General features: G+C 39.3%; 18 protein-coding genes. All 18 read right to left on the reverse strand.

Going from position 1 to position 23,639, the window contains the following annotated elements; genetic code table 11:
- Nucleotides 1-35: 35 nt before the first annotated feature.
- A complete protein-coding gene (locus HMPREF1504_RS09360) occupies nt 36-938 on the reverse strand; it encodes a lysophospholipid acyltransferase family protein (RefSeq protein WP_038125221.1) in 903 nt (300 codons plus the stop codon).
- Nucleotides 939-945: 7 nt separating this feature from the next.
- Nucleotides 946-1,977, reverse strand: coding sequence for a UDP-3-O-(3-hydroxymyristoyl)glucosamine N-acyltransferase (gene lpxD / locus HMPREF1504_RS09365; RefSeq protein ID WP_005381785.1), 1,032 nt, complete (start codon nt 1,975-1,977; stop codon nt 946-948).
- A 29-nt stretch (nt 1,978-2,006) separates the two neighbouring features.
- On the reverse strand, nt 2,007-2,537 hold the full coding sequence (locus HMPREF1504_RS09370) for a hypothetical protein (RefSeq protein ID WP_005381739.1): 531 nt from the start codon (nt 2,535-2,537) through the stop codon (nt 2,007-2,009).
- 10 nt (nt 2,538-2,547) lie between these two features.
- Nucleotides 2,548-3,516, reverse strand: a complete 969-nt coding sequence (locus HMPREF1504_RS09375; RefSeq protein WP_038125222.1) for a hypothetical protein — start codon at nt 3,514-3,516, stop codon at nt 2,548-2,550.
- Nucleotides 3,517-3,552: 36 nt separating this feature from the next.
- Complete coding sequence (locus HMPREF1504_RS09380) at nt 3,553-4,035, reverse strand: OmpH family outer membrane protein (RefSeq protein WP_038125223.1); 483 nt, start codon at nt 4,033-4,035, stop codon at nt 3,553-3,555.
- Between the two features lie 108 nt (nt 4,036-4,143).
- The gene (locus HMPREF1504_RS09385) at nt 4,144-6,321 is read right to left on the reverse strand and encodes an outer membrane protein assembly factor (protein ID WP_038125224.1); all 2,178 of its coding nucleotides are present in this window, start codon (nt 6,319-6,321) and stop codon (nt 4,144-4,146) included.
- Nucleotides 6,322-6,477: 156 nt separating this feature from the next.
- On the reverse strand, nt 6,478-10,767 hold the full coding sequence (locus tag HMPREF1504_RS09390) for a translocation/assembly module TamB domain-containing protein (protein WP_038125225.1): 4,290 nt from the start codon (nt 10,765-10,767) through the stop codon (nt 6,478-6,480).
- 188 nt (nt 10,768-10,955) lie between these two features.
- Entirely contained in the window at nt 10,956-12,446 is a 1,491-nt protein-coding gene (locus tag HMPREF1504_RS09395; protein ID WP_005381813.1) for a TolC family protein, read from the reverse strand.
- A 26-nt stretch (nt 12,447-12,472) separates the two neighbouring features.
- Complete coding sequence (locus HMPREF1504_RS09400; protein ID WP_005381827.1) at nt 12,473-13,732, reverse strand: MlaD family protein; 1,260 nt, start codon at nt 13,730-13,732, stop codon at nt 12,473-12,475.
- Entirely contained in the window at nt 13,732-14,490 is a 759-nt protein-coding gene (locus tag HMPREF1504_RS09405) for an ABC transporter ATP-binding protein (protein WP_009661471.1), read from the reverse strand. The genes HMPREF1504_RS09400 and HMPREF1504_RS09405 overlap by 1 nt, the downstream gene beginning before the upstream one ends.
- Nucleotides 14,491-14,514: 24 nt before the next feature.
- Nucleotides 14,515-15,276 (reverse strand): ABC transporter permease, encoded by a 762-nt coding sequence (locus tag HMPREF1504_RS09410; protein WP_038125226.1) that lies wholly within the window; start codon nt 15,274-15,276, stop codon nt 14,515-14,517.
- Nucleotides 15,277-15,312: 36 nt separating this feature from the next.
- The gene (locus tag HMPREF1504_RS09415) at nt 15,313-17,340 is read right to left on the reverse strand and encodes a SpoIVB peptidase S55 domain-containing protein (RefSeq protein ID WP_038125227.1); all 2,028 of its coding nucleotides are present in this window, start codon (nt 17,338-17,340) and stop codon (nt 15,313-15,315) included.
- 11 nt (nt 17,341-17,351) lie between these two features.
- Nucleotides 17,352-17,636 carry a biotin/lipoyl-containing protein gene (locus HMPREF1504_RS09420; RefSeq protein WP_009661435.1) on the reverse strand — a complete coding sequence of 95 codons (285 nt, stop codon included), beginning with the start codon at nt 17,634-17,636 and terminating at the stop codon, nt 17,352-17,354.
- Between the two features lie 85 nt (nt 17,637-17,721).
- Nucleotides 17,722-19,062 carry a phosphodiester glycosidase family protein gene (locus tag HMPREF1504_RS09425; RefSeq protein ID WP_038125228.1) on the reverse strand — a complete coding sequence of 447 codons (1,341 nt, stop codon included), beginning with the start codon at nt 19,060-19,062 and terminating at the stop codon, nt 17,722-17,724.
- 200 nt (nt 19,063-19,262) lie between these two features.
- Nucleotides 19,263-20,492 carry a rod shape-determining protein gene (locus tag HMPREF1504_RS09430; RefSeq protein ID WP_038125229.1) on the reverse strand — a complete coding sequence of 410 codons (1,230 nt, stop codon included), beginning with the start codon at nt 20,490-20,492 and terminating at the stop codon, nt 19,263-19,265.
- A 49-nt stretch (nt 20,493-20,541) separates the two neighbouring features.
- Nucleotides 20,542-21,807, reverse strand: a complete 1,266-nt coding sequence (gene murA, locus HMPREF1504_RS09435; protein WP_009661423.1) for a UDP-N-acetylglucosamine 1-carboxyvinyltransferase — start codon at nt 21,805-21,807, stop codon at nt 20,542-20,544.
- Nucleotides 21,808-21,989: 182 nt separating this feature from the next.
- On the reverse strand, nt 21,990-22,952 hold the full coding sequence (gene glpX / locus HMPREF1504_RS09440; RefSeq protein ID WP_005376616.1) for a class II fructose-bisphosphatase: 963 nt from the start codon (nt 22,950-22,952) through the stop codon (nt 21,990-21,992).
- Nucleotides 22,953-22,985: 33 nt separating this feature from the next.
- Nucleotides 22,986-23,630 (reverse strand): fructose-6-phosphate aldolase, encoded by a 645-nt coding sequence (gene fsa / locus HMPREF1504_RS09445; protein WP_038125230.1) that lies wholly within the window; start codon nt 23,628-23,630, stop codon nt 22,986-22,988.
- Between the last annotated feature and the right edge of the window lie 9 nt (nt 23,631-23,639).

Raw genomic sequence — 23,639 nt, forward strand, 5'->3', positions numbered from 1 at the left:
ACATCTGCAACGCCGATTATACTTTTTATATTTTTTTAATGAAACACATCTGGTGGAGTATCAATCTTGTCACCGTAGTAACGACGAGTCCATTTCCAACGATTATGTAGCCAGAACCAATCTTCTGGATAACGACGAATATAATCCTCAATAAATTCATTGAGCTTAATCGTAGTAATTGCTACATCGCGTTTCTTATCATCTGTTTTTTCTACATATAATGGTGGATGTACTTCAAGTTCATGTTTTCCCGTATAAGGGCTATAGTGCATGGTCACAAAGATGATAGGTACATCTTGCATACGCCCTAATACAGCAGGACCATCTGCTGTTAGTGTTTCATAACCAAAGAATGGTACCAATACACCATTTTCTCCAGGATCCTGATCCATAATCAACCCTAAAAAAGCACCGTTTTTTAAAGCTTTCACCATATCGCGCACACTCGTCTTATACATTACATGTTGATGCATAAGCTCACGATATTCATTGATAAATTTATCTGCATCGCCGTTTTGTTTTAGCGCTACAGAAATTAGAGGGTACCCTTCAGAAGCCAGTACACCTCCAAGTAATTCCCAGTTACCGCTATGAAGGGCAGCCAGAATAGCCCCCTTGCCATCAGCTAAGACTTCATCCAAAATATCCTTATTGGTAAAGTTGACCATATCTTTATAGCCGCCGTCTTTAATTTCAGGGTATCTCAATACATCGATAATCATACGACCAAATCGAGTCGTACTCGCCTTAGCAATTCGCTTTGCTTCAACAGGATCATCAGTGATTTTACAAAACAAAATCTGCCCGATTGCCAACCGTTTTCGTTTAGGAGGCACTGCAAGCCAAGCAATTTCACCAAGTAATGTACCTAATGCATACTGCCAACTATGAGGCAACATACAAATAAAGGCACTAAACAACTTCATAAACCTATACATAAACGTATTAGCTCTCCTTAAGCTGCGCTTTTAAAGCATCGATTTCCTTCTGCAATTGTTTTACAGTTTTTACCATTTCTGGTAATCGATGTTCATAAGCAGACAGTTTTAACCATTCCTTATGAGGACGCATTGGATAACCAGCCATAACAGCATCTGCTGGTACATTACCAGTAATACCAGTTTTACCAGCAAATTTTGCATTGTCACCTATTGTAATATGCCCTGTACAACCGGTTTGTCCTGCAAAAATTACATTATTTCCACATTTCGTACTACCTGCAATTCCCACTTGTGCAATGAGGAAGCAGTTTTCACCAATTTCAACATTATGTCCCAAGTGAACTAGGTTGTCAATTTTTGTCCCTTTTCGAACTAATGTAGATCCCATAGTTGCATTATCGATGGTTGTACAGGATCCAATTTCTACATCATCCTCTAAAATGACATTACCTACTTGTGGAATATGCGTATGTACACCATTTTCAGTAGCAAAACCAAAGCCTTCACCACCGATTACCGCTTTGGCGCGTAATACGACACGATTTCCTAATATACAATTTTCATGGACAACGGCGCCAGTATATATATCACAATCATTACCAACACGAGTATTATGACCAATATAAACATATGGACGAATTGTAACATTATCACCAATCACTGCATTATCATTGATAACACAATAGGCACCAATAGCAACATTATCGCCTAGCTTAACATTCTCACCAATGATTGCAGTAGGATGGATTTCACGTGGTATTACAACAGGTGGATGAAATAATTGTAATACTTGTGCGAAGGCAACCTTTGCATTATCTACAATGATTTGTGTCATCGGTGCATTGGGCGCTTCTTGCTCTAAAATTACAGCACCAGCTTTACATAAGCCAATGTGTTCCACATATTCACCAATAGCAAATGTAATCGATTGAGGTGCCGCTTGTTCAAAGCCACGTGTTTCTGTGATTACTAACGATTCATTACCAACCACCTTACCACCAATAAGTTGAGCAAGCTCCAGTACGGTCTTTTCCACTATTAAGTCCCCCCCAAGTGTTAACTAAACTATTGCGCAGCTTCAGCAGGTTGCGCTTGTTGGGCTTCACCTTGTTGAGCATCACCTTGTTGCGCTTGTTGAGCTTCTTGTTGGTTCGCTTCATTTTCTGCAGCTTTAATATCTTCATCAGATGCTTTGCCCATTTTATTGATTAAATCATCAGTTACATCTACGCCGCCACCAACAACAGCACCTTTAAGCAATACTACATCTAGCTTTTTCTCTTTAGCTAATTCATTAACTTGTTGATCGATATATTGTTTCAACTCTTGATTTTTTGCAGTTGTGAAAGCATTAAAATCTTGTTTTGCATCAGTCGTAACTTGCGCTTTAGATGCTTCATCAGCAGCATCGATTTTGGCTTGAAGTTCTTTACCTTTTGCATTAATTTCTTTGTTAATCTCAATAGATTTCGCAGTTTGTGTCACAACTTTTTGGGAATCTACATAACCAATAGTATTGCTACCACAGCCACCAATAATTGGCAATGCCATAATCATTGTTGCACCTAAAATTAAAGATTTCATTTTCTTATTCATCGTATACTCCTTACTGAACTCGATATGACGCTTTCACAGCATCTGTTATATCTAGCCCTTTGATATTTCCACCATGATCAATCAAAACAAGGTCTAAATGACGTTCTTGAGCAATAATAGCAACGCGCATCCGCACGTCCTCTAAAATGGCCTCATGAAGTGCATTTACCTCTGCCTCTTTATCCGATAATTTCTTTGCCCAACTATCGTTCCACTCTTGAGGAACTGGCAAATTATTCGTCGATACAATCGCTTTAGCTTGATTTTGCATCATTGTATCGCGTTTCTTTGCTAGTTCAGCTTGTACAGATTCGGCATATTGTTTAAGTTCTTGTTCCCCTGCATCACGGATAGGTTTTAATTCTGCATCTACTTTAGCCCGTATAGCATCCATATCAAAATTGGATGGTTTACGTTTAGCCAGCAAGCTTTGAAGTCGGCTTTCCAATTCAGCTTTTTGTGCCTGAGCCGCTTCTTTCTGCGCATCATCGATATAAACACGGCTATCAAAAGCATATAGTTGTAATTGTAGATTTACAATCTCCAAGTCATATCCCTTGTTAGCAACTTTGAGCTCTTTCATGTATTTTTGTACCAGTTCAGCCCGTTTAGCATCTAGCTGTGCATTAAGTTGATTTTGTTTTGTAGCGATTCGCGTTTGTAATTCAATATTTAACGCATCCGACAATGTCGGGTCTAGAGACAAGGATTTAAGTTGTTCATTCTGCAAGTCAGACTTGGTATTCAACGCCTCCTGTTCTAAGGCATATTGAGCTTTAAGCTGTTCCAACTCTGCTTTCGCATTCTTATAATCTTCATAAGACGGATTAAACTCTAGTACATCATCAATTTGTACTACCCCAATAGATGGCCCTTCTGAAGATTGCCGATTAGTAATAAATCCATAGGCTCCATACATCGCAATCAGTGCAGCTGCTAAAAACAGAAATAATCCTATATACCGTTTATTTAGCTTCATACTGCTCACCCTTATCTGATTACCTTTGTATCGTTATTATTTTGCATCAGATGCTAGTTTTTTTAGTACTTGATCAGTAATATCTACACCACCATAAAGAACTGCATCTTTAGGAAGAACTACAGATAAACCCTTAGCATTACCAACAGCTTTAGCTGCTTCCATTGTTTGGTCAGCCATCTGTTTATTCATTTCTTCCATTTTCTTTTCTACATTAGCTTGTGCTTCTTGCTTAATTTTAGCTTTAGTAGCATCATCTTGAGCAGCATCTACCTTTGCTTGCATATCTGCTGCTACTTGACTACGATAATCGGTAAATTCCTTAGCAGCTTTTACATATACAGGGTTTTCAGGATTATCCAAACGGCTCATATCGATTACACCTACATTACTAGTAGCACTAGTACCAGGTGTAGCCATTTGAGTATAGGCTAACGCACCAATACCGATAATAAAAATTGCGGCAATAACAATGGAGAATATTTTCACATTCTTCTTGTTATTCATCATTCTCATCATAATGAACATTCCTCATTTCTGTTAATCTACGCACTATGAGTGCCATAATAGAGATATTGGTGAAAGCCCCCTCTATAGAAGGTGCTTTCACCATAATATGTCTCAATATTAGAATTGTGTACCGAAGCTGAAGTGGAATTTCTTCTTATCCTTGCCAATACCATAGTCGAGTTTAACAGGACCGATTGGTGTAGTGATTCGAACACCGGCACCAACGCCATAGTTAAAGCTCTTAGTATTTTTATACCAAGGAACATTAGGAGCATCCCAAGCATCACCGATATCTGTAAATAATACGCCACTTACCTTTTTCACGATAGGGAAACGGAATTCCAATGTCGCATTATACATATTTTTACCGCGGAATTGATCATCTTCGTAACCACGTAATGTATCTGCGCCACCTAATGTGAACAATTGGCTATATGGTGCATCACCTTGGATGAAACCACCGCGTGCACGGAAGGCCAATACATTTTTGGAACCTACTTTTTTGTATGCACGCATTTCAGCTGTGAATTTATAGAAATCAAAATCACCGCCTAAGCCATGACCAGCCCATTGTGCAGTGTAGGAAATACGACGACCACGAGTTGGTTCATAAATGTTATCGCGGGAGTCATATACCTTTTGCCATGAAATGGAATTGATGCGACCAAAGTTTTTACCTACATAATCCATGCCGGCAAAATCATATGAGCCGTTATTCCATCTATTATTAGGGCCTGCACCAGTACCCGCATCATAACGGAATCCCGAGCTATCGTCATTATCCCATTTGTATTTATCAGAGCGGGATTCAAGTGTTAAATAGTCGCGTGTATATTCGCCTGTTTGACGACCAAAGGAGATATTAAAGCCTTTGGATTTTTTGTTGTATTCTGCTACTTCGCTACCATCGCTATCATAGTCAGTGTATTCATCTTCACGGTTGAAGAAGGAGAATCCAAGAGAAGTACCTCTGTGGTCAATCCAAGGTTTCAAGTAAGAAATTTGGTAGTTTTTATATTTCTTCTTACCACCGATTTCCCAGTGAACTTTAAATTTATCACCTGTACCGCGAAGGTTATCTTCACCAAATTCAACGATACCCATCAAGCCATCGGATTTAGAATAACCTGCACCTAATGTGATTGTACCTGTTTTATGTTCCAATACGTCAATTTCAATAATTACATTGTTAGGATCTTTTTCACCTGGTAACATACGTACATTTACATCATCAAAGAAACCCAAGTTGTACACGCGTTCTACGGAACGACGAACTAAGAACTTGTTGAATGGTTTACCAGTTTTTTGTACGAACTCACGAGTGATAACTTTGTTACGAGTTTTCTTATTACCAGCTGGTACAATATCTTCTACAATGCCTTCCACGATATGGATATGAATCATACCATTGTCATCTACAGCAATACCATCTACATGAGATAACATATAACCATCACGAGCATACGCGGCATTGATACCTTGTACCTTTTGGCCTACATATACGGAGTTCATGATTTGGCCTTCAGGAATTGCCATATATTTAGTTAATACATCGGATGTGTATACAGAGTTACCTTCAAATACAACACCATGTACTACAGGGTTAGTCACAACAGCAAAGTCAATTTTCACGCCTTCCGGAACAGATGTAAAGACAGGGTTCACTTCTGAGAAATAGCCACTGTTACCCAAATTTTGTACATCTTTAAATACACCATCAACGGAAACAGCATCGCCTACCTTTTCAGATAACAATGTCATTAATTGCGCCGCTTGATCTGCAGGAATACCAGAGATAGATAAGCCTGTAATTGTTTTACCTACAAATGGGTTAACAGAATCAGCACTAACAGCAGTAACGTATTGAGCTTCAACAGATGTTACAGCTTGTGCCTGACCGTTTTCTGCAACCTTATCCAAGTCTGTACCTGCTGTAGTTTTGGAAACCATTTTAACTTGTTTATCGTCTGTTTTTAAAGCCCCGTTATTAACGGTAACTGTGCCATCAGAACCTTGCACAACAGTACCATCAGTGGATAATGTAGTGTCACCACGAGCAGCTAAAATTGCCGCATCAGTATTATCTTGTGTATTAGCACCCTTTTCTGTACCCGCATTGTATACAGCTGCTTTAGTCGTTGTATCATCAGTAGTTGCAGTATCTGCTGTAGCAGTTGCATTCATATCTGGTGTATAGCCTGTTTGTACTTCTGCAGCAAACACACTGCCAGTACCCATAACAGCAGTCAACACAGATGCTGCTAGCATACGTTTATAGGCTTTGCTTGTTAACATAAAATCCTCCTAAAATTATCCCTCTTTAAAGAGTATTAAATCTTTATTATTATATCATATAATACTGGGAATTAGTACTACTATAATTCAATTTTATGAAATTAAAATGACTATAATGAAGGTCCTTATTCAGATTCTTCATTATAGTCATCATTGCTAGAACTCTCGTGTCCAACGTCCACCAATATAGGTACTACCTTGTGATGTATGCCAAGCATTAAACTTAACATTTCGCCGTAACGAGTATTCAATACCATATTTATTTTGTTTATTATTGATACCTTGCGTATAGGTAATCATCGTTCTCGGCAAGACATATTTGCCGATTTCGATATTATAATTTCCCGATGTTTCCCTACTAGTAGGTTCATTCGGATCTATGGAGCCTGTCGTAATATTAACACGATCTAAACCCAATGCATTTTGCACTGCATCTTGTACATAACCAAAAGCAAACATTTGTGCACCAGCTACAGCTAATGCATTGGCATCTTCATTGGTAATTGTACTACTATTCGATGGTTCACCACGACCAAAGGTCAACATAGAAATGATTTGCTTACGCGATAAGCTTGGTTCGGATTTAAGCGTTAAATCCATATGGTCCACAGTACCTTTCACGCCAAGATAAATATTATAAGTACCTACATTTGTTTCCGCATCTAGTTGAAGCATAGGCAAATACGTTCCAGATGTAAAAGTTGCAGTCCCCTTTGTAATATCAAAGGTATGGCTTAGATATTTAAACGTACCACTCACCACGTTAAACTGTCCACTAGAGGTAGGATTAAATACAGAGCCCCCAAAATGAACATCTCCACTAATACGCATATTATACAAGGTTCTATCGTAGAGTCGTACATTTTTACCAGCATGTACGTTAACATCAATCCCCAAATCACGCGTGCTTTCACTAGTTTCTAAGGAAAGTGGAATTTTGAACTTCATATTCTCTAGATTTAGATTCCCCATAAGTGTAGGGATTCCCTCTTTTTCAGCTATATAGAGTTCTCCCTTTAATGGACCTGAAATATACTCGTTAGATAAATCTAACCCATCCAATTGAATGGCTGCACGGTAACTAGTCATGGTATGACCTGTCCAATTAACCTTCGCTGCTAAGCCAGCGGTCCCTTTGCCCGCAGATATGCGAGATTGAAAATCTGCTTGTTGACCTGAGAAAATTAAATCCCCATCAATATTCTTAAGCTCATTCCCTACAGTCTTTATCTTTATGGTACCATTTCGAACAGATACTGTACCGTACGCTTCTGGTTGATCAATAGTTCCTGTTACATGAACAACACCTTTTAATGCCCCGGTTGCGTCTTTCACCGTAGGAGTAATCAAAGGGATAACAGCCATATCAGCCTCATTAAAGTCAACAGTCATATCCATCGCTTTAGAATCATTCGCATCTAGATATCCAGTCGTATACAACGCGGCTAAAGGAATCTTGCCATATGCACTTAGCTTATAGTCTTCTTTAACCCCTTGAATACGTTGAACGTTAATAACATGATTTTCCATGGTTGCCAATACAAAGCCTTGATCAATATCGATACCGTTATAAGAACCATTGGCAAGGCTCGCGGACAATTCAACCTTAGGATTTTGTGTAGCCCCTGTCATATTGATAACACCGGTAACGGAACCAGTTGCATTAATATTATCACCAATAAGCGGTAAGAATGGTTCTATATCAACATCGCGAACTGCAATTTGTAAATCTGCATCACCATCTAAATCAACAGTACCACCAGCAGCAATAAGTCCATCATCAACAGGTAATTTTAATGTTCGAATTTTAAACTTACGATTTTCTAGACTGGCATCTATCTTTGCATCGCCCACTACCTTAGTATCAATAGTTACATCCTTAATTGAACCCACCACATTAAGGCTTGGATTGCCATAGGTACCACCTAAATCAACTGTACCACTCAAAGAACCATCTAATTTATCCACCGGTTTTCCCAGTAGGGATAATAGATTGCTTACACGACCATTTGTCACCTGTAATGTACCAAACAATCGCTTATCGCCCACAGTAGACATACCTGCACGGGCCATATAATGGCCACCTTGTTCTTCATCAAATTCAAATTTTTCTAAATTAACAACGGTTTTATCTGCATATAATGTACCAGAAATATTGGTGATACCTTCGCCATTAATGGTTAAGAAGTTAGATGTAACAGATCCATTAAAATTAGGATTGTATAAAGAGCCTCCAATATGCCCCTTAGCTTGTACATAGCCTTTTACATCATAATCAGTATTGACTAATAACCTACCAATATCTATATCTTTACCTTCTAAATCGATATTTAGAGCATCTTCTGACATAGTACCAGCCCCTTGAATGACAGCACCATATCCTTGAATAGTAAACTTAGGTAGTGTAAGAGTCTTATTTTCTAATGTATAATCTGCCTTTGCATCACTAATCAATTTACCATTATAAGAACCGTCATATAAGTGAACATGGCCCTGAACATAAGGATTATCTAAAGTACCACGAATTTCATTTTCAGATTCAAACCACCCAGTAAGCGGAACATCAGAAAACGGCCGAATCAAGTTCTCTATCCGGACAGCTTTAGCACGCGCCCGCATATTAAGTGCATTAGAATTTAAATCAAATGTACCCCCTATAGTAATGGCACCATCTCCATCACCTATAGATGTATTTGTTAATTCTAATATATGATTTTTAATAGTAAAGCCTGCATTAATGGAATTAAAATGAGCCCCACTATAGACAATCTCAGGACTTGTAACACTACCTGTCACAGATGGATTATCTAAATTTCCTGTAATAGAAGCATGGCCTGTAATATTGCCAGATATACTATTACCAACAAGACTTGAAAAATTAGATGCATCTAATGAATCCGCCGACAAGGATAGATTCAATAGATTATTATCAATCGTTCCATATCCACTAAGTTGGCCATTCCCTATCGCCCCCGTAACGGCTATATTTGTCAAGGCGCCTACATTATTAAAGCTTACGCGAGCAGAATCAATAGATATACCACGCACGGATAGACTCGTTCCCACTATATTACCTTCTATGGAGGTAATATCACTATTTTTTCCTTTTACAGAAAATTCTCCATTCACAATACCAGATGCCGGTGTAGATAAATTTTGTGTAAATGGAGCTATTTCTGCATTATGAATCGTACCACCAATGGAAAATTCACCACTATCAATACCGTATTGTCCTTTGGCTTTTACGCTACCATTACCAATGTACAATGAAGCATCGTGAATATCCACTGTGCCATCGGAATAACTAAAATTAGCCTCTCCACTATCGATATGATAGCTATCATACGAGATGGCATCACTCTTTATAGAACCAGATACATAGGGATTAACACTAGTACCGCCGATATGAACACGGGCACCTACGTTACCAGTAATTTGATTTTTGGTGAAAGCCTCTAAAGCTACGGAATCAGCAACAGCATTTAAGTTTAAACCAACCTCATCCCCTAATGTTACCAACCCATTCACCTTAACGGCTTGATCGTTTACATACCAGCCACTATGAGTGATTAAAACAGTATTATTTTGGAAGAAAATCTTACCATTACCCTGTCCAATTTGGTATGTAGTAGACCCGTTTTTATAGGTACCACCAACGCCATCAAAGGCTAAATTACCAGACATAGAATACTTGCCATCACGCCCCGTAATCTGCGCTTTTACATCATGTAATATACCAGATGTTATAGAGAAATTTTTATTGGATGGAACCATATTCATAATGCCTGATATATCAACAGACTCGGCTCGAACAAACAAATCAAAATCATCCATTTTATTCATGTCGATAGAGCCATTAACAGCGATTGAATGGTCATCTAAAAGTCCATTTAATGCCCCTTTTGTCATACCATCAACATTTAAGGCTATATTTCCATCTAGATTGGATAGCCTATGTACATTACCATCTTTAAATCGAACAGCACCTGTAGCATCATTAATGACGATATTGCCATCAAATGATTTCTTATCATTTTTTGAGGATGACTCCAATAAAGAATTTACATTCCAAGATTCATCAGCTAGTTGCCACACATGGACGTCCGGTTTTTCTAAAGTAATGGTAGAAACGATGGCTGCACCACTTGAATTCCCCATCAAAATAGATGGAGCAGATGTCCATTTCATTGATACATTCATAGTCGGAACGGCCGCTACCAAATGGTCATTTTCATCCCTTAATGATACATTTTGCAGTACTACATCCCCATTCCAAGCGATGTGCATAGAATCATACTGAATTGTACCTCTAACTGTATTATGTAGTTGTTCCTGTACCATGGGCGCCACATATCGCTCTGCAATTGGATTGATGGAAGTAGCTATTCCAGCTACACCCAATCCTAAAACTGCTGCACCAATTAGGCACCATTTTTTCCTTGTCATAGGAAACCCCACACCTAAAAAAATTACGCTTATTTATACATCAATATTACCATACTCTATGATATTTCAATAGTATATGATGTATAAATTTTATGAAATCAAAATGTAATACAGTTCATTCAACGATAAAAAAATGACGACCGCCGAAGCAATCGTCATTTTAAATAGAGTGTATATTATCTCTATGATTATTTTTTTGCAGGTGTAGCTGTCGCTAATGCTGCTAATTGTTCTACAGCACCACTATTAGCAATAATACTTGCCCCTTGACCTACAGGAGTATCCAAAGGGATACCTGTTGCTTGTTCAAGAGCAGAAATACTTACATTGTAATTATATAAAGCATCTACATAATTATTGCGAGATTCAGTCAATTTAGTTTCTGCATCGAGTACATCAAGGTTTGTACCTACGCCAGCGCGGTAACGAAGTGTTGCAATACGGAAGTTTTCTTGACCTTGATGTACTGCCGTTTGCGTACTTTGAATTGTTTGTTCTGCAGAACGCAAGTTAAGGTATGCTTGTTGCACAGCAAGATTTACCTTATCAACAGCTGCTAAATTAGCTTCCTTAGCCTTTTCTAATGTATCTTGAGCAACCTTAATTTTATTTTGTGTTTGGCCCCCATCCCACAAACTCCATGTAGCGGATGCGCCAATATGCCAAGATTTACTGCTTGTACCAAAGTAGCCATCTGGATCAGCATAGCCACGGCCAGCTTCGACACCTACTGTTGGTAAATAACCAGCTTTCTCAGCTTTTAAACCCTCTTCAGCTTGTTTTACAGCCATCGCAGATTGTACAAGAGCAGAACGATGAAGCATAGCATACGCTTTTGCTTGTTCTAATGTAACAGCATATGGTTTGTATTGCAAATCATGTTCTGCTGTTGTAATAGACGTTTGTGTTGGATATGCAATCACCAAATTCAAGTTTGCTTCCGCTAAATTCGCTGCATTTTGCGCTTTTACAAGGTTTGTTTGAGAGTCAGCCAAATTAGTATCCGCAGCCAATACATCAGAATTAGCTACAAGACCTACATTATATTGAGCCTTTACATTATCCACATGACCTTGGTAATCCTTAACAGCTTGGTTTGCTACGTCTACCTTGTTACGATACATAATCAATGTGTAGTATCCATTGATAGCATCATATTTAGCTTGTTGTAAAGCTTCTTCATAAGCAGCACCACTACCTTCACGAGCAAAGCGAGACTTATCAATATTAGCATCTAACTCAGGGCTAAATACAGGGGCCTTAATAGTGAAGCTATGTTGACCAGTCTTACTAGTAACAGTTCTCCCCGTCATAGTATTGGCACCGTGATTACGAGCACCTTGCCATGCATAGGATACATTAGGATTTTTTCCTGCTGCTGTAGCACTTACTGTGGCTTTTGCAGCTTGATAATCCCACAAGGATTGTTTTGCAGTACGGTTATTAGCCAGTGCAAGAGAAACTGTGCTATCTTCATTTAGGTTCAATGCGACTTCATATTGTTGTGCATCTTGAGAAGCTTTTTGAGCTAATTGTTGTTGAGTTAATTGAATAGCTTCTTTTTGAAGTTTTGTGAGTTTATCACCATTATTGACAGATGTAGAAACAACGTCACTTGCGAATGCACCTGTTGTAGCCATCGATAATATTATGGCTAAAGAAAAGGCCTTCTTATTCATACGTATACCTCCACACGATATGTGTTTTAAAAGACTTGTTTAATACCAAAGTAGGTGCCTCCATTTGAAGAACCAAATGGGCGTGTCATTTGCACAACACCGTACGTATTATTATGTAAGCGTATATCAGAACGTAGTCGATATTTAGGATGATTCAAATCATACATAGCTGCAGAAACACCAAAAGACCCACGTGGATTATAGTCAATGCCAAATCCGAGCTTGCTTTCAAAAATACCACCGCGTACTAACCATTTATTTGCGATAAATTTACCGCCATTCAAATCAAAATCGGTATCATCACCAATATTAGAAAGTCCAAATTCACCCATGCCTTTATCTGTGTAAACGCGAGCACGACCATTGATACGGACCTCTTCTTGATTTGTATTATAAAGTAAATCCACAGAAGGTTCTACTTTAATAGATGACTTTTTTTCAGAACCATTAGCCTCCGAGGAACCATTAACGGTTTCAGATGCATATGGTTTGCCACCTAACAATTTATTGACACGAGCAGAAATTTGCTCCGTATTATGCAATGTTGCTTTAATATTTTCTTGTGCTTTTGGATCCGTTACGGTTCCTTCCATGGAACGCGCCATGTGATCAACACGATCCGTAGTTTGTTTAATATTCGTCAAGATAGCACGCATGTCATTACCAGCATTACCATCGGCATTAAATTGTTGAGCAGCTTGATTTAGCTGAGCCGTCACATCTGCCATATTTTGTGTAACCGCTACCGCATTGTCAGCCATGACAGCCGTAGATTGCAACGAATGTTTTAATGCGTCTTGTGTTTTAGGGTCGCCAATAATATTATTAATGGATTGCAACATTTGTTCTGTACCAGCCATTAATTTTTGAGCACTTTGCATGGCTTTATCCATCGCATCGACCCCTTCACCTTTAACGGAATCACCATCATGTAAATATACGGTTGATTTGCCAGGTGAAATTTGAATAAATTTATCCCCTAAGAATCCATCAGATCCTAAGGTAAATGTTGAATCGCTTGGTATTTGAGTTTTATCATCGACTTTCATCTTCACCAAAACACCAGATGGTGTAATTTCAATATCAGAAACCGTACCAATTGCGACACCAGAAAATTTAACCTGATTACCATTTTTTAACCCATTAACTTGAGCAAAATCACCGGTAATCGTCATCTGAGGTTTTGCAAATACGTCTATACGCCCCACAAATATGATGCCCAGCACGAACAACACAACACCTACAATTGTGAAAGCCCCTACTTTAGCTTCCGTCGTCCACTTCATTATCTGTCTCTCCTTGTTCCGATATCGATAGCCTCCGCCTCACCATGAATAAATTGTTGTACTTTAGGATTAGGTGAGTTTTTAAAATCCTCTGTTTTAGATACTTCTATAAATTTTCCCTTATCAAGTAATGCAATTCTGTCAGCCACATAAAAAGCAGATTGCATATCATGAGTTACTACGATAGATGTACAGCCCAACCGTTCTTGCATACCTCGGATGAGCATGCTAATCGTTCCCGATGTAATGGGGTCTAGACCAGACGAAGGTTCATCGTATAAGATGAGCGTCGGATCAAGAGCGATAGCCCGAGCAAGACTAACCCGTTTCTTCATCCCCCCAGATAACTCATTAGGCATGTAAGACTCATATCCGCTCAACCCAACCCAACCGAGTCGCTCATCAACAATATGTTGAATTTTATCATCACTTAGATTGGTATGTTCCCTTAGTCCAAAGGCGACATTCTCCCCCACTGACATAGAGTCAAATAATGCGGAGTATTGAAATACCATGCCCATCTTTTGACGTACCTTATTAAATTCTTCTTCAGATAATGTAGTAATATCTACACCATCAACAATAATTTGGCCTGATGTGGGGCGTTGTAAACCTATAATCAAGCGTAATAGCGTACTTTTACCACTACCACTACCACCCAAAATAACAAGCGTCTCCCCATCTTCAATGGTCAGATTAACAGAATCTAATATTACACGCGTGTCATAGGCTACAACCACATCACGTAATTCAATCATAAAGTCCTCGTTCGAGATAATCGATTAAAAGAGTAGAGTTGATAAAAAATAATTTAATACAAATACTAAGATAATACTTGTTACTACAGAACTAGTAGTGGAGAAACCAACAGCTTCAGCCCCCATCTTGGTATGCATTCCCTTATAGCACCCTACAAGAGCGATGACAGCACCAAAAACACTAGATTTAATTAACCCTAATGTAAAATCAGAAATGGTTGAAAACATTTGTATCGAATCTAAATAGGTGGCTGGTGCTAACCCCTTAATAGTAGTAGCTACAAAATAACCACCTGCAATACCAATGACAACGCCATAAAATGCGAGGATTGGTACCATAATCATGCAGGCTACAACGCGAGGTACAACGAGATAGCCGATTGGATTTACAGCCATAACGCGTAATGCATCGATTTGCTCTGTAACCTTCATCGTACCAATTTCAGCCGTAATAGCAGCCCCTACACGGCCTGCTAATACAACGCCTACAAGAATAGGTCCTAATTCACGGCCCATCGCAACGGCCATGAGTCCGCCTACCGTACCTTGTGCACCATAGGTAATTAACACATCTGTTATTTGTAATGTCATTACACCACCTGCAAATAATAGTGTCAGACTAATAATCGGTAGTGAGTCTACGCCAAGATGAGCCATCTGTTGCAGCACGTGCCATGCATTGAGCATTTTTAATTGTTTTATGGTCTGCCATACAAGTAGCATGGCAGTACCCACATTCGATAAGCCGGCCATTACATTGCGACCTATCGTCTCAAGCCAATTCACAACAGTCCCCCTTACTATTTGCTTATATTTCAAATTTTACTCTACTTGATCATTTGAAGGTTTATCATTAGATGGTTTCTCATTCGAAGGTGCATCACCTGCTGGTTTATCCTTGGATGGTTTTTCCTTAGATGGTTTATTAACAGACTTGTCTTTTTTATTTTGAGATGCTTTGGAATCTTTTTTATTACCTTGATCTTCTAATTCCAATTTATGTTCCATCTTAACCTGTTCTTTAGCTTCTTTAGCACGTTTAGCTAATGCTTTGTCACGGTCTTTAACACTCATAACTTGGATTGTAAATTGACCGTCCCCTTGAACAATATACTCTGTGTCGATAGCAGTTTTTTCATTTTTCTTTTCATCATCTTTGCCATCGCTAAGGTCTTCACTACCTTTTTTCTTTTTAAGATCTCCAGGGCTAGGTTTATCTTCTACACCTTGAAGTTTTGCCTTTTTCACAGAGCTTGTAGAAGCCTCTTCATTTACAAGACTAACGCCATCTTCTAAGATTTCTACAACAATTTGATTATTCGTATCAGTCTTTTGTAATTCATCAAACAAATCGTTAAAGTCTTTGTAAACTTTTAAACGGCGTAGAACTTCATCAGTCAAATTATATTTTTGTTTTTCCAATACATAAGGCAATGGGATTTCGCCACCACCACGAACCTCTAAGGTGTATTTACCTAAAGGTTGGTCTTTAGGTACTGTGAAGAATACCTCTTTATTGACTTTTTCCCCACGATATGGTTCCAATGTAACGTCAACTACGATTGTATCCCCTGGAGATACAACTGTCGATGATGCAGCTGCATCTACAAGTTTTGCCGTTTTCTTATCTTGTGTTACCTCTGTTTCCACATTGATATCCGCAATTTCATAGTTAATAAAGCGATTGTTCATCAATACATCGATAACATTGTAAAATTCATCAACCGTTTTTTCACTAATAGATTCAGAACTGTAGAACATATTGGTTCGCGTTAATGATTTTTGTTCACCATTACGTGGTGAAATCGTATAGGTAATTTTAGCAGTACCGGCACCACTGCGATCTAATGTCTTATTCAACATATTATACAGTGCTGTAGCCGCCAATGTAGGTGTCATATCCTTATCTTCAATAACCTTTACATTAGACTGCTTATCACGGCCCATATCGATATCTTTTAAATGAAAGCGAACTGGAATCCCACTAGAAATAGTACCAGAGACACCGGCAATACCTGCGCCACGGTCCTCAGTAACGGTACCGATTTCACGTCCCATAGAACCTAGTTTAAAGGCGGATTCATAACTTTTAACAACCGTAAAAATATTGGCATTATGCATAAAATAATTAGCGGAACCATGTTTCAAGAACGGATGCCCGAAGGCCACCATTTGTTTGCCATCAACATAGGTAACGGTACCAATAGCACCGAGTTTTAAATCGCCATCAACCAATAACGCTGCTACAGAACCACCAGCCTCTAACGGCTTTGCAATATCATCACTACTAGAACTAGCTGTATCATAGGTTTCGTAATTGTATTGTGGTAATTTTGATTTAAAATACTCCATAGATGTACTATCAAATCCATAGGCCATCAAAGGAGTTTTCATTGGAATTAATTGTTTGTCTGACCAAGTATTTGTCAAATTCTTTTCATACGGTATATTCCATAATTTCACCATATCTTCGATAGGCGTTATCATGCCAATCGTGCCATCAGCAAAGCCCCAACCATATGCTACGGCACCTACAAGTTTCCCATTAATATATACAGGACTACCACTCATACCATGCGCAATGCCACCGGTCTGTTCCATAACAGGGCCAGAAAACTTTGCAAGAATTAAATGTCCAGATGGGCCTTTATCCTTCATAACGCCCAATACCTTAACATTAAAATTCGATATCGTATCCCCTACTATTACTGTTTTTGCTATACCTTCCATACCAGTCTGTACATCTTGAACAGGCATAAAATCAACTGCCTGTGCCGATGATAGAGCACTACAGAAGAAAAGCGCCAGTATCGTTTTTCTATACCGACGCCAAGAATGAGAAAACTTCATTCCTATCTCCTTTATTTGCTTTCTACAGTGACAACGACTTGATCACGAGAAATATCTGAACCTACTGTAACATCAACTGCAGTCACAGTGCCATTCACCGTGGATTTAGCTGCCGCCATAGGGCCTGCCAATGTTTCTACAGTCACCAATGTTTGACCTTCTGTAACAGAAGTGCCAACAGCAACAGTAGAAGCAACTTTACCTGTTAATACACTTTGGTATGATACAGGGGCCGCCATTACAGAAGTAATACCTAATGCTGTTAAAGCAGCTAAGGCTAAAAGTGTCTTTTTCATAACGATCCCTCCTTTTACAATAGAATACATAAAGATATTATACTAAATCTCTAGCTTTTTTTCAAACAAAATTGTATGCAACTCATTACTTGATTATAAGTATTTTTTCATAAGTACTAGGCGTTTCATTACCTTTGTGAGTATAATGGCCATCAACCTCTACATCAACACTGCCTTGATTAGATAATTCAAATCCATTGATAGCCCCTAAAGAGGTCAATAGATTAGCCCCTTCTTCTAGTGTAACACCTACAGAAGAAGCATTATGTTTATCTACAGTGGCTACAACGAGCTTTTCATCCTTTGTTGTGCCGATGAAACTTCGACTACGATTCGCAGAATTTTTAGGGCCCACATAACTACCATTATGTAAAACCAGTGTGCCCCCTTCAACCATAGCGCCACCAGCAGTTTCTACCTTCGCAAGTTCCTGACGTGGTTGTAATACAACAGGCGTGCCCACTTTTAAAGATTTTAATGAAGCTATGGCCGCACCATGAGCAGACAATACAAATTGATTGTTCCCTAATGCGGAATTGCCATTTCCCACCTTAAGAACCTTCCCATTACTTACTGTCACTTCATAACCGAATTCATTTGTATTTGTACTTTCACCAAAACTAGATGTATATAGCGTAAGAGCATTATTTCTACGTGGACCATTTACAGTGGTAATCACCAACGTAGATTTAGGTGTCTTAGCCTGCAACAATGGTTTCTTCTCTTCTATAAAATACCCTCTACTTGGCGTATAGCGAAGAACGCCAATGGATTGAATGCGATTTAAATCTACCTCACCAGATGCACTAACCGAATACGGTTTATCAAAGCTCTTTCCCGGAACGGATAAACCGACAGCAGCAATGTGTTGCTGTGAAATCGAGGACAAAGGCTTTCCACCGGGCACACTTGCTACCACCATTGGTGCATCATTGCTAACTGTCATCGCATAAGCGCGAATTAATCCCTCGTTAACTGCTGTTTTTATGTTAGCAGTCTGAATCGATGCACCTACACTTTTCGTTGTCTTCTGACTGTAATCTGAAAATAAATCAACAACCACACGATTGGGATTTGATAGGGTGAAAGCATGGTAATTAATCGATTGATTGGCAGATAGTCTCACTTGTAAACCATCATTAGTAGGTTGAAAGGACATACCTTTCAACACACCGATCTTATGTGTTGTACGTTCTGCGGCATTGGAAATTTTATTAGTTGTATTGGCTAAGTTCAAGGTAACCGTATTTTGGTTTGCGTTATATGACTTAGTCCAGGATAAAGGTAATTCAGTCATATCAAAAACAATACGGCTTGCACCATCATAATCGGATACTCGCACGGCTGTCAAATCACCGGCACAAACAGTAACAGTAGTTGTTACCATAATAGATGCTATTATAGCGGCTGTTTTAAGGCGTATCATCATCGAACTCCTTTACAATATATAGAGTTTATAAATTCTGTATGTTAACGTATTCTGTTATAAATCAGAACTAGATATAACAACTCAAATTAGATTATACTTTATTATTAATTTTATACAATCTATTCACTTGTAGTATACACTATTTCTCGCAATAATACAAAAAGCTGAGACGGTTTCCCACCTCAGCTTTTCTAATTCTATTGTAAGTCTTCTAATGTATCTCGCAATGATGACATTTCATCTAATGTTTTTGCTACCCCTTTAATTACCGCATACCTTGGTAATTCGACTAAATAAGCAGCTATGCCAACAGATCGAGAAATAACACGGTCAAGCCCACTAATCAACGCCCCACCACCGGTGAGAATAATACCATGATCGCCTATAGCAGCCACCAATTCAGGTGGCGTTTTTTCCAATATAGACTTGATTGCCTCAAGAATACTCATAACTTGAGACTCTAATGCACGCTGTATTTCTAGCGAATGTAATGTAACTATCTTAGGCAAACCGCTAATAACATCACGCCCCCGAATTTCTACCTCTCGCTCTTCAGAACGCCGGTCTACAGTGCCTGCAGATATCTTTATTTCTTCCGCCGTTAGAGGACCAATGACAAGCTTTTTCTTGCGCCGTACATATTGAATAATAGCCTCATTAAAAGAATCTCCGCCAATACGCAACGATTCACTCACTACGACACCTGTATCACAAAGGACGGCAATATCCGTAGTGCCACCGCCTATATCTACGACCATAGCACCAACCTTATCCGCTTCATTTAAATTTGTGCCCATAGCCGCTGCTAAAGGCTCTTCAATAAGAACCGTCTTCTTAGCCCCAGTTCGTAGTAATGCTTCAAGAATAGCACGTTTTTCAACGGGAGTAATCCCCGATGGAACGCAAACAACGATACGTGTTTTCATGAGACGAGATGCAGGAACAACAGAACGAATAAAATACTTGAGCATAAATTCTGTCATGTCATAATCCGCTATTACACCTGCTTGCACCGGTCGTATGACCTCAATCCCCGTCGGTGTTCGCCCAATCATGCGACGTGCGCTTTCACCTACTGCTAATACATCGCCAGTCCGAGTATCTTTCGCTACACAAGCAGGTTCATCTAGAACAAGTCCTTTGCCCTTGACATAGATTAAAACATTGGCTGTACCTAAATCGATACCCAAATCAAATGTAAGGGAACGACCAAATTTAAACACCGTTTCTCCTACATTCTGAGGGGATACAATACGCTTCAATGTCATAGCTGGAGTGGTCTTTGCTATAGGCTTAGTCCGTTTTTGACGGCGTTCTTTGCGACGTAATTCCGTTACCTTGACCATAGCAGCTCGTGAAGTGCGCTCTACAACCGACTCTTTTTTAGCTTTTCCATCATTATCTTGACTGCGACGCAAAGCCGGCACTTGTTTACGCCGGCTTCGTTTCTTTGTATTCTGTTTTGGCCTTTTGTTCTTATTCGTCAACCCGAACAATATCGGCACCTAACCTTTTCAATTTACCCACTAAATCATCATAACCGCGATCGATATGATGTAAACGACCTATTTCTGTTGTACCTTCCGCAGCTAAGCCTGCACAAACTAAAGCCGCCCCAGCACGTAAATCAGTTGCATTCACAACAGCGCCATGTAAGGATTGCATCCCTTCTACGATAGCTTGTCGATTATCAATATCTATATGAGCCCCCATCTTACGCAATTCAGCAACATGCATAAAACGATTTTCAAATACAGTTTCCGTTACTGTACTTGTGCCTTCCGCAATAGTAGTAAACGCCATGAATTGAGCTTGCATATCTGTAGGGAATCCAGGATATGGTAATGTTTTAATATCTACAGCTTTTAAGCCTTTGCCTGTGCTAATAACACGAATACCGTCAATATCTTCTTCTACGGTAACGCCTGCTTCTTTCAATTTAGCCACTACGGGTTTCAAATGTTCAGGTAATGCATTTTCTACGAATACATCACCGCCAGCCATAGCCGCAGCAATTAAATATGTACCAGCTTCAATACGATCTGGAATAACGGTATGGATAGCACCATGCAAGGATTCTACACCTTCAATACGAATCACATTCGTACCCGCACCGCGAATATTGGCCCCCATCGCATTCAAGAATGTAGCTAAATCAACGATTTCTGGTTCTTCTGCAGCATTTTCAATAACTGTTTTACCCTTAGCCATAGAAGCAGCCATGATTACATTTTCAGTAGCCCCTACACTTGGGAAATCCAAGTAAATTTGAGTGCCTTGTAAGCCCTCTGGAGCATGTGCATATACATAATCTTCTGTGATTTCAATTTTTGCACCCAATGCTTCAAACGCTTTTAAATGTAAATCGATAGGGCGCGCACCAATAGCACAACCACCAGGCATAGAAATCTTAGCTTCCCCTTTGCGAGCCAATAATGGTCCCATCACAAGGAAGGATGCTCTCATTTTGCGTACCAATTCATAAGGAGCTTCGGTAGCCGTCAACATGGATGCATCGAAGATAATTTCATCATCAGCTTCGTTTCGTGTAATCTTAACGCCCAAAGACTCAATAACTTGGGAGATGGTACCAACATCCTCTAAATTTGGAATTTCCAATAATTTACTCGGTGTTGATGCTAATAAAGTAGCTGCAATAATAGGCAACACCGCATTTTTCGCACTACTAACGCGCACGCGACCATTCAGCTGATTACCGCCTTTAATAACGAGCTTTTCCAAAAGAATTCCTCCTACATTTCTTATATCAAAATGGTTATGTTCATGTATAACCATATTCGTCACACTGTTATATACTAACGATTATTATACTATTTTTTAGGCTTTCTCATCAAGTAAAAACCCCTAAGATTATCAATCTAATCTTAGGGGTCTACACAGACTATTTACTGAAAGCAAAGAAATTAACGAGCTTTCAATGTTGTTAATTTTTCATCTCTATGAATCGTATCTAGGAATCGTACAGTGCCTGTTTTAGAGCGCATTACAATAGTATGCGTACGAGCACCGCCTGGGAAGTATTGAATAGGATTCAATAAGTTACCACGTGTAATCGCTGTAGCAGCAAAGATTACATCGTCAGTACGAACTAAATCATCAAGTGTCAATACTTGGTTAACATCTTTGACACCCATTTCATGACAACGACGAATTTCTTCTTCATTTCCTGGTTTCAAACGGGCTTGCATATCGCCACCTGCACATTTAAGTGCTGCTGCGGCTAATACGCCTTCTGGTGCACCACCAGTACCGACAACCATATGTACGCCAGAACCTTCGATACAGCATTCCATTGCAGGGTTAACATCACCATCAGAAATAAGCATAATACGAGCTCCTAAATCACGAGCTTCCTTCATTAAACCATAATGACGTTCACGATCTAGCATTACCAAGTTGATTTCATCAACCTTACGGCCCATCTTTGCAGCTACGTTTTGAATATTTTCTGTCAAAGATTTTGTAATATCAATAGCGCCAGCACCACGAGGACCTACACAAATCTTTTCCATGTACATGTCTGGTGCATGTAACAAGCCACCCTTTTCAGCAATCGCCATAACAGCAATAGCACCATTTTGGCCTTTGGCAATCAAATTCGTTCCTTCGATTGGATCTACTGCAATATCTACTTCTGGACCGCCTGCACCAACATGTTCACCAATATATAACATAGGAGCTTCGTCAATTTCACCTTCACCGATAACAACGGTACCGGAAATACGGACCGAGTCAAATGCTTGACGCATTGCATCAACTGCTAAGCCATCGGCTTCGTCTTTTTGACCACGACCTAACAAACGACCACTACGAAGTGCAGCTGCTTCGACTACACGAGCAAATTCTAAAGATAAAGTACGATCCATTTTAGGGCCTCCTTAAAAAGATGTTTATATTACTTATTGATTAGCTTGTTTCCAATCAGCCATGAATTTTTCTAAACCTGCATCGGTCAATGGATGTTTCATAGCTTGTAACAACACTTTATATGGCACTGTTGCAATATGGGCACCAGCTTTCGCACATTGTAAAATATGCAATGGTGTACGTACGCTAGCAGCGATAATTTCAGTATTAATACCGTGAATAGCAAAGATATCCGCAATGTCTTGAATTAAGGTCAATCCATCCATGCTAATATCGTCGATACGCCCTACAAAAGGGCTCACATATGTAGCACCAGCGCGAGCCGCCAATAATGCTTGATTAGCAGAAAAAATCAATGTTACATTTGTCTTAATGCCTTCTTTTGAAAGCACTGCAACGGCTTTCAAGCCTTCTGGAGTCATTGGAATTTTAACAACCACATTAGATCCCAGTTTTACAAGCTCATGTGCTTCTTCAATCATACCCGGTGCATCACTAGCAATGACCTCTGCACTCACAGGGCCATCTACAAGATCCGCGATTTCTTTAATTACTTGTTTTAAATCGCGTTTAGCTTTCACAATTAGGGATGGGTTTGTCGTTACCCCGTCGATAAAGCCATAAGAGTAAGCATCTTTAATTTCACTAAATTCGGCTGTATCTATAAAGAATTTCATGGGACCTCC

The sequence above is a fragment of the Veillonella sp. ICM51a genome (genome assembly GCF_000524355.1).
Taxonomy (GTDB): domain Bacteria; phylum Bacillota; class Negativicutes; order Veillonellales; family Veillonellaceae; genus Veillonella; species Veillonella atypica.